This is a genomic window from Pseudomonas sp. PWP3-1b2 (genome assembly GCF_049896045.1).
Classification (GTDB): domain Bacteria; phylum Pseudomonadota; class Gammaproteobacteria; order Pseudomonadales; family Pseudomonadaceae; genus Aquipseudomonas; species Aquipseudomonas antarctica_B.
Window position 1 is genome coordinate 15,678 of sequence record NZ_JAFCTN010000059.1, and the last position, 8,674, is coordinate 24,351.

7 protein-coding genes and 1 pseudogene are annotated in these 8,674 nt (G+C 61.2%); all 8 read right to left on the bottom strand.

What is annotated here, in order from left to right; translation table 11 throughout:
• On the bottom strand, nucleotides 1–345 hold a 345-nt coding region (gene nuoI / locus ACP7A2_RS25310; protein ID WP_068935363.1), incomplete at its 3' end, for an NADH-quinone oxidoreductase subunit NuoI.
• An 11-nt stretch (nucleotides 346–356) separates the two neighbouring features.
• A complete protein-coding gene (gene nuoH, locus ACP7A2_RS25315) occupies nucleotides 357–1,364 on the bottom strand; it encodes an NADH-quinone oxidoreductase subunit NuoH (RefSeq protein WP_078743306.1) in 1,008 nt (335 codons plus the stop codon).
• Complete coding sequence (gene nuoG, locus ACP7A2_RS25320) at nucleotides 1,361–4,075, bottom strand: NADH-quinone oxidoreductase subunit NuoG (protein ID WP_426136527.1); 2,715 nt, start codon at nucleotides 4,073–4,075, stop codon at nucleotides 1,361–1,363. The genes nuoH and nuoG overlap by 4 nt, the downstream gene beginning before the upstream one ends.
• 135 nt (nucleotides 4,076–4,210) lie before the next feature.
• Nucleotides 4,211–5,569, bottom strand: coding sequence for an NADH-quinone oxidoreductase subunit NuoF (gene nuoF / locus ACP7A2_RS25325; RefSeq protein WP_375066721.1), 1,359 nt, complete (start codon nucleotides 5,567–5,569; stop codon nucleotides 4,211–4,213).
• Nucleotides 5,566–6,063 (bottom strand): NADH-quinone oxidoreductase subunit NuoE, encoded by a 498-nt coding sequence (nuoE, locus tag ACP7A2_RS25330; protein ID WP_049712670.1) that lies wholly within the window; start codon nucleotides 6,061–6,063, stop codon nucleotides 5,566–5,568. The genes nuoF and nuoE overlap by 4 nt, the downstream gene beginning before the upstream one ends.
• Nucleotides 6,064–6,065: 2 nt before the next feature.
• Entirely contained in the window at nucleotides 6,066–7,850 is a 1,785-nt protein-coding gene (nuoC, locus tag ACP7A2_RS25335; protein ID WP_426136528.1) for an NADH-quinone oxidoreductase subunit C/D, read from the bottom strand.
• A gap of 72 nt (nucleotides 7,851–7,922) precedes the next feature.
• Nucleotides 7,923–8,597: a NuoB/complex I 20 kDa subunit family protein gene (locus ACP7A2_RS25340; protein ID WP_012724951.1), complete on the bottom strand. Its 675-nt coding sequence runs from the start codon at nucleotides 8,595–8,597 to the stop codon at nucleotides 7,923–7,925.
• A 10-nt stretch (nucleotides 8,598–8,607) separates the two neighbouring features.
• A pseudogene (locus ACP7A2_RS25345) lies at nucleotides 8,608–8,674 on the bottom strand (NADH-quinone oxidoreductase subunit A); the annotation flags it as partial.

Sequence of the window (8,674 nt, forward strand, 5' to 3'; positions counted from 1 at the left end):
TGCGGTGGTCGGGCAAGCTTCCTCGCAGAGGCCGCAGAAAATGCAGCGCGAGAAGTTGATGCGGAAGAAGTCCGGGTACCAGCGACCGTCTTCGGTTTCAGCTTTCTGCAGGGAGATGCAACCCACCGGGCACGCCACGGCGCACAGGTTGCAGGCTACGCAACGCTCTTCGCCATCGGGGTCGCGGGTCAGTACGATGCGGCCGCGATAGCGCGGCGGCAGGTACACCGCTTCTTCCGGGTATTGCAGGGTGTCGCGTTTGCGAAAGCCGTGACCGAACACCATCACCAGGCTTCGCAACTGGGTACCGGTACCCTTAACGATGTCGCCAATATATTTGAACATGGGTCAAATCCTCACTGAACCGCGGCCGCTGGCGTGTTCAACAACACAACGGCAGCAGTCACCAGCAAATTGATCAGGGTCAGCGGCAGGCAGAATCTCCAGCTGAAATCCATCACCTGGTCATAGCGCGGGCGCGGAATAGAGGCGCGCAGCAGGATGAACAGCATGATGAAGAACGCCGTCTTCAAGAAGAACCAGAAGAACGCCAGTTGCGGCAGGATGTTGAACGGGCCGTGCCAGCCGCCGAAGAACAGCGTGACCAGCAGGGCCGAGATCAAGATGATGCCGATGTATTCGCCAACGAAGAACATGCCCCATTTCATGCCGGCGTATTCAATGTGGTAACCGTCAGCCAGTTCCTGTTCTGCTTCCGGCTGGTCGAACGGGTGACGGTGAGTCACGGCGACGCCAGCGATGAAGAAGGTACAGAAACCGAAGAACTGCGGAATGATGAACCACAGGTTCTGCGCCTGGTACTCGACGATGTCGCGCATGTTGAACGAGCCGACCTGCACCACGATGCCCATCAGCGCCAGGCCCATGAACACTTCGTAGGACACGGTCTGGGCCGAAGCCCGCAAGCTGCCCAGCAGGGCGAACTTGTTGTTGCTCGACCAACCGGCGAACAGCACCGCGTAGACCGACAGACCGGCCATGGCGAAGAAGAACAGCAAGCCGATGTTCAGGTCCGCCACGCCCCAGGTCGGGGTGATCGGGATGACCGCAAAGGCGATCAGCAAGGCGCTCATGGCCACGACCGGTGCCAGGGTGAAAATCACCTTGTCGGCAAACGGCGGGGTCCAGTCTTCCTTGAAGAACATTTTCAGCATGTCGGCAGCGATCTGGAACATGCCGAACGGGCCAACGCGGTTCGGACCGTAACGGTCCTGCCACCAGCCCAGCAGGCGACGTTCGACGAAGCTGAGCAGGGCGCCCGCAACGACCACGGCCAACAGGATCACGATGGCCTTGACGACCGAGATGATCACGTCGATCACTTCAGGGGTGAACCAGGTCATTGCGCTGCCTCCTGCAGACCGTCAACGGTTTTGCCAAAGATGGCCGCTGGAATACCGGCGATGCCTTTAGGCAGTGCGACCAGGCCGGCACCCAACTCATCGTTGATGCGCAGCGGCAGACGCAAGGTCTGGCCGGCTACGGTCAGGCTGAGCAGGGCACCGTCATTGACGCCCAGGCGATCGGCTTCGGACTTGGCCACGGACACATAAGCCGCCGGGATGCGTTCCTGAACCGGCGCGGCTTTGGAAGAAGTCTCTTCACTGCCGAACAGGTGGAAGAACGGCACAACCTGCCAGGTGCCCTGGGCCGGGTTGAACGGACGCGGTACGGCAGCGAACCAGTTCAGCGAATCACCGGTGCTTTCGATCAGGCGGGTGCCCGGGTCGCCAGCGCGGATATGACCACCGACTTCGTCCTGGAACTTGTTCCAGGCCTGCGGCGAGTTCCAGCCCGGCGACCAGGCAAACGGCACCTGTTGACGCGGTTCTACCGAACCCGAATAACCTTCCATGGAGAAGTTGAAGGCGGTGTCGATGTCCTGCGGCGTGCGCGGTTCATGCACGCTGATGTTGGCGCGCATGGCGGTACGACCGGAGTAACGCAGCGGTTCACGGGCCAGTTTCAAGCCCTTGATGCGGAACGCGGCGGACGGTGCAGCATCGACGATACGCGCCAGCTGCGGTGCACTGGCGGCAACGGCGGCGGTGACGTGGTCGAGCTGGGTCCAGTCGATCGGCTGGTTCAGCAGGGTCGCGCGCAGGGCATGCAGCCAGCGCCAGCCTTCGTGAACCAGGATGCTGGCGTCCATGTACTTCGGATCGAACACCTGGAAGAAGCGCTGGGCGCGGCCTTCCTGGCTGACCAGGGTACCGTCTCCTTCAGCGAAAGTGGCGGCTGGCAGCACCAGGTCGGCACGGTCGCTGGTGGCAGTCTTCTGGTGGTCGGCGACGATCAGGACCTTGGCGGCGTCCAGTGCAGCGTCAACCTTGGCAGCATCGGTGCGGGTGTACAGGTCGTTTTCCAGTACCACGATGGCGTCGGCGTTGCCGTCGATCACGGCTTGCAGCGCCGCGTCCAGGGACTCGCCACCGAGCATGGCCAGGCCGAGGCTGTTGGCTTCCGGCACGACCAGGCTGATGGAACCGTTCTTGTCGCGCAGCTTCAAGGCCTTGGCGATGTTGGCAGCGGCTTCGATCAGTGCCTTGGAACCCAGCGAGGTACCGGCAATGATCAATGGGCGCTTGGCGGCCAGCAGGGCGTCGGCGATGCGCTGGGCCAGTTCCACGGCTTCAGCGTCCAGGCCTTCGACGGCAGGCGCGCTGGCGTCGAGGGCGTGGGCCACGGCGAAACCGAGGCGAGCCAGGTCGTCCGGTGCGGCGTGCACACATTCTTCGGCGATATCGTCGAGCTTGGTTTCTGCCAGGCTTGCGATAAACAGCGGGTTCAGCGCGTGTTGGCCGATGTTCTTCACCGCGGCGTCGAGCCAAGGCTGTACGCGCATGGCGTCGGCCATGTCTTCAGCCTTGCCTTTGACCGACTGGCGCAGCGACAGCGCGATACGCGCGGCGGTCTGGGTCAGGTCTTCGCCAAGGACGAAGATCGCGTCGTGGTCTTCGATGTCGCGCATGTTCGGAACCGGCAGCGGGCTGTCGTTCAGCACTTGCAGGACCAGACGGATGCGCTCCAGCTCAGCGGCTTCGATACCGCAGTAGAAGTGCTCGGCGCCGACCAGTTCGCGCAACGCGTAGTTGCTTTCGAGGCTGGCACGCGGCGAGCCTATACCGACGATGTTGCGGCCGCGCAGCAGGTCGGCGGCTTTATCCAGTGCGTCGTCCAGGCTCAGCTTGGCGCCACCGGCCAGCAACGGCTGGCGTGGGCGGTCTTCGCGGTTGACGTAGCCATAGCCGAAACGGCCACGGTCGCACAGGAAGTACTGGTTCACCGAACCGTTGAAGCGGTTTTCGATGCGACGCAGTTCGCCGTAACGCTCGCCCGGCGAGATGTTGCAACCGCTGGAGCAGCCATGGCAGATGCTCGGCGAGAACTGCATGTCCCACTTGCGGTTGTAACGCTCGGAGTGCGTCTTGTCGGTGAACACACCGGTCGGGCAGACCTCGGTGAGGTTGCCGGAGAATTCGCTTTCGAGCACGCCGTCTTCAACGCGACCGAAGTACACGTTGTCGTGGGCGCCGAAGACGCCCAGGTCAGTGCCGCCGGCGTAGTCTTTATAGAAGCGCACGCAGCGGTAGCAAGCGATGCAGCGGTTCATTTCGTGGGAAATGAACGGGCCCAGTTGCTGGTTCTGGTGGGTGCGCTTGGTGAAGCGATAACGCCGCTCGTTGTGGCCGGTCATCACCGTCATGTCTTGCAGGTGGCAGTGACCGCCTTCCTCACAGACCGGGCAGTCGTGGGGGTGGTTGGTCATCAGCCATTCAACAACACTGGCGCGGAACGCCTTGGATTCTTCATCTTCGATGGAGATCCAGGTGTTGTCAGTGGCGGGCGTCATGCAGGACATGACGATACGACCACGGGTGTCGTTCTCGTCGGTGTATTGCTTGACCGCACACTGGCGACAGGCACCGACGCTACCAAGCGCGGGGTGCCAGCAGAAATACGGGATGTCGAGGCCTAATGAGAGACATGCCTGTAACAGGTTGTCTGCCCCATCGACTTCGAGCGCTTTGCCGTCTACGTGGATAGTGGCCATGGTTCAAAGTTCTTCGTTGGCCCGTTGTCAGCGGGCGTGGCTAATGGAATCTTGTTATTCATGTGCATCTACACAGCCATCAAGGCGTCAGCACATGAGAAAGCGAGGGGCACGGACCCTTCGCCTTTTTAAGCGTTACGCGCCGACCATGGTCGGTGATGCCACCTGATTGAGATCGCCCGCGCGGGTTGGCGCGATGCCTGCCTCGAATTCAGAGCGGAAGTATTTGATTGCGCTGCCCAATGGCTCCACGGCGCCCGGTGCGTGAGCACAGAAGGTCTTGCCAGGGCCGAGGAAACCGACCAGACCCAGCAGGGTCTCGATGTCGCCGGGCTGGCCTTCGCCTTTCTCGATCGCCATCAAGAGCTTCACGCTCCACGGCAAACCGTCACGGCATGGGGTGCAGAAGCCGCAGGACTCACGGGAGAAGAACTGCTCCATGTTGCGCAGCAGCGAGACCATGTTCACGGTGTTGTCCACCGCCATCGCCAGGCCTGTGCCCATACGGGTGCCGACCTTGCCGATGCCGCCGGCGTACATTTGTGCGTCAAGGTGCTCGGGCAGCAGGAAGCCGGTACCGGCGCCGCCTGGTTGCCAGGCTTTCAAGGTGTAGCCGTCGCGCATGCCGCCGGCGTAGTCCTCGAACAGCTCGCGTGCGGTCACGCCGAACGGCAGTTCCCACAGGCCAGGGTTCTTGACCTTGCCGGAGAAGCCCATGAGCTTGGTGCCCATGTCTTCACTGCCTTCGCGGGCCAACGATTTGTACCAGTCAACGCCGTCGCCAATGATCGCCGGCACGTTGCACAGGGTTTCAACGTTGTTCACGCAGGTCGGCTTGCCCCACACGCCCACGGCGGCAGGGAAGGGCGGCTTGGAACGCGGGTTGGCGCGGCGGCCTTCGAGGGAGTTGATCAGTGCGGTTTCTTCACCGCAGATGTAACGCCCCGCGCCGGTGTGCACGAACAGTTCGAAGTCAAACCCCGAACCAAGAATGTTCTTGCCCAACAGGCCAGCGGCCTTGGCTTCTTCCACGGCACGGGTGAGGTGCTTGGCGGCGGTGGTGTACTCGCCACGCAGGAAGATATAGCCACGGTAGGTTTTCAGCGCGCGGGCGCTGATCAGCATGCCTTCGATCAGCAGATGGGGCAGTTGCTCCATCAGCATGCGGTCTTTCCAGGTGTTCGGCTCCATTTCATCCGCGTTGCACAGCAGGTAGCGGATGTTGATGGATTCGTCTTTGGGCATCAGGCCCCACTTAACGCCCGTGGGGAAGCCTGCACCGCCGCGACCTTTAAGGCCGGCGTCTTTCACGGTCTGGACGATGTCGTCCTGGGCCATGTCGGCGAAGGCTTTGCGCGCAGCGGCGTAACCGTTTTTGGCCTGGTACTCGTCGAGCCATACCGCCTCGCCGTCGTCACGCAGACGCCAGGTCAGCGGGTGAGTCTCTGGCGAACGCTTGATCAGGTTGGCCGGGCCGAAAGATGTAAGGGTCATGGGTAGCCCTCGAGCAATTGGGTGACGCCAGCAGGCTGCACGTCACCGAATGTGTCGTCGTCGATCATCAACGCCGGCGCCTTGTCGCAGTTGCCCAGGCAGCACACCGGCAGCAGCGTAAAGCGGCCGTCCGGAGTGGTTTGGCCCAGGCCAATGCCCAGCTTGTTCTGGATCTCGCTGACCACAGATTCGTGGCCACCGATGTAGCAGACCATGCTGTCGCACACGCGAATGATGTGGCGGCCGACCGGCTGGCGGAAGATCTGGCTGTAGAACGTGGCCACCCCTTCAACGTCGCTGGCGGGAATACCGAGCATCTCGCCGATCGCGTAGAGGGCGCCGTCGGGCACCCAGCCACGTTCCTTCTGGACGATCTTCAAGGCTTCGATCGACGCCGCGCGCGGGTCTTCGTAGTGATGCAGCTCGTGCTCAATGGCCGAGCGCTCGGTTTCACTCAAGGTGAAACGGTCTGTCTGGATAAGCGTGCTATTCATGCTTAACGGTCCACGTCGGCCATAACGAAATCGATACTACCCAGGTACGCAATCAAGTCCGCGACCATCTCGCCTTTGATCACCGAAGGGATCTGCTGCAAGTGCGGGAAGCTTGGGGTGCGAATCCGGGTGCGGTAGCTCATGGTGCCGCCATCGCTCGTCAGGTAATAACTGTTGATACCCTTGGTCGCTTCAATCATCTGGAAGGATTCGTTGGCCGGCATGACCGGGCCCCACGAAACTTGCAGGAAGTGCGTGATCAGGGTTTCGATGTGCTGCAGCGTGCGCTCTTTGGGCGGCGGCGTGGTCAGCGGGTGATCCGCCTTGTACGGACCTGCCGGCATGTTGCGCATGCACTGCTCGATGATCTTCAGGCTCTGGCGCATTTCTTCGACGCGCACGATGCAACGGTCGTAGGCATCGCCATTCGCGGCCAGCGGCACTTCGAACTCGAAGTTCTCGTAGCCGGAGTACGGGCGCGCTTTACGCAGGTCGAAATCGCAACCCGTAGAGCGCAGACCGGCGCCGGTGACGCCCCATTCCAAGGCTTCCTTGGTGTTGTACTGCGCAACGCCAATGGTGCGGCCCTTGAGGATGCTGTTGTCGAGCGCGGCTTTCTGGTACTCGTCCAGACGCTTGGGCATCCAGTCGATGAATTCCTTGACCAGACGCTCCCAGCCATTCGGCAAGTCGTGTGCTACGCCGCCGATGCGGTACCAGGCCGGGTGCAGGCGGAAACCGGTGATGGCTTCGATTACCTTGTAGGCGCGCTGACGGTCGGTGAAGGTGAAGAACACCGGGGTCATGGCGCCAACGTCCTGGATGTAAGTACCCAGGAACAGCAGGTGGCTGGTGATGCGGAAGAACTCGGCCATCATGATGCGGATGGTGTCGACGCGGTCCGGTACCTTGATGCCGGCCAGTTTCTCGACCGAGAGCACGTACGGCAGGTTGTTCATCACGCCGCCGAGGTAGTCGATACGGTCGGTGTACGGGATGAAACTGTGCCAGGACTGACGCTCGGCCATCTTCTCGGCACCACGGTGGTGGTAACCGACGTCGGGCACGCAGTCGACGATTTCTTCGCCGTCCAGTTGCAGGATGATGCGGAAGGCACCGTGAGCCGAAGGGTGGTTCGGGCCCAGGTTGAGGAACATGTAGTCCTCGTTGGTGCCGGAGCGTTTCATGCCCCAGTCTTCCGGACGGAAGCGTGCCGCCTCTTCTTCAAGCTGTTGCTTGGCGAGGTTGAGGCTGAACGGGTCGAATTCGGTGGCGCGCGCAGGGAAGTCCTTGCGCAACGGGTGACCTTCCCAGGTCGGCGGCATCATGATGCGCGTCAGGTGCGGGTGGCCCGGGAAGTCGATGCCGAACATGTCCCACACTTCACGCTCGTACCAGTTGGCGTTCGGCCAGATACCGGTCACGGTCGGAATGCTCAGGTCGCTCTCGGAGAGCGCCACCTTAATCATCACGTCGCTGTTACGTTCCAGCGACATCAGGTGGTAGAACACGGTGAAATCGGCGCCGCTTGGCAGGCCCTGGCGCTTGGTGCGCAGACGCTCGTCCACGCCATGCAAGTCATAGAGCATGACGTACGGCTTGGGCAGGTTGCGCAGGAAGCTCAGGACTTCGACAAGCCTGGCACGCGCCACCCACAGCACCGGCATACCGGTGCGTGTGGCCTGGGCGGTGAAGGCGTCAGGGCCAAAACGGTTATTGAGTTCGACGACCACATCCTGGTCGTCTGCCTTGTAAGGCGGGATATACAGAGCACTGCCTGTAGTCATGGTTTTTTATCGCTTTCGGTCAACGTAAAGAATGAAGCCAGGTTTTCGTTCTATAAAAGAAGCGGGGCTGGATCAGACTTCGTCGGGGCTGCGCAGGTTGGTGACTGCGATACGCTGTTCGCGGCGCTGTTCCTTTTGCGACGGCATCTCGGCGCGATACACGCCTTGATCGCCGACAACCCAGGAAAGCGGACGACGCTCCTTGCCAATCGATTCCTGCAACAGCATCAAGCCTTGCAGGAATGCTTCAGGGCGAGGCGGGCAGCCAGGCACGTAGACGTCCACGGGCAGGAACTTGTCCACCCCTTGAACGACGGAGTAGATGTCGTACATGCCACCGGAGTTGGCGCACGAACCCATGGAGATAACCCACTTTGGTTCGAGCATTTGCTCGTAGAGACGCTGAATGATCGGCGCCATCTTGATAAAGCAGGTACCGGCGATAACCATGAAATCCGCCTGACGCGGTGATGCCCGGATAACTTCGGCGCCAAAGCGCGCGATGTCGTGGGGCGCCGTGAAGGCGGTGGTCATTTCCACGTAGCAGCACGACAGACCGAAGTTGTACGGCCACAGGGAGTTTTTACGCCCCCAGTTGACCGCGCCACTCAGCACGTCTTCGAGCTTGCCCATGTAAATGTTTTTGTGGACTTGATCTTCTAACGGATCGGAAACGGTTTCCCGTTCGCCGATAGGGTACTGATCGTTAGGAGCATCCGGGTCGATCCTGGTGAGATTGTATTGCATCGCCAAAGCCTCATTGTTTCAGCTTCGCTTGCCGCTTACGACGAGCTTCCGGAGCCCAGTCAAGGGCGCCCACTCGA

Coding starts and splice junctions, on each gene's coding strand:
- nuoH (WP_078743306.1), bottom strand. CDS start 1,364: ATGACCTGGTTCACCCCTGAAGTGATCGACGTGATCATCTCGGTCGTC.
- nuoG (WP_426136527.1), bottom strand. CDS start 4,075: ATGGCCACTATCCACGTAGACGGCAAAGCGCTCGAAGTCGATGGGGCA.
- nuoF (WP_375066721.1), bottom strand. CDS start 5,569: ATGACCCTTACATCTTTCGGCCCGGCCAACCTGATCAAGCGTTCGCCA.
- nuoE (WP_049712670.1), bottom strand. CDS start 6,063: ATGAATAGCACGCTTATCCAGACAGACCGTTTCACCTTGAGTGAAACC.
- nuoC (WP_426136528.1), bottom strand. CDS start 7,850: ATGACTACAGGCAGTGCTCTGTATATCCCGCCTTACAAGGCAGACGAC.
- ACP7A2_RS25340 (WP_012724951.1), bottom strand. CDS start 8,597: ATGCAATACAATCTCACCAGGATCGACCCGGATGCTCCTAACGATCAG.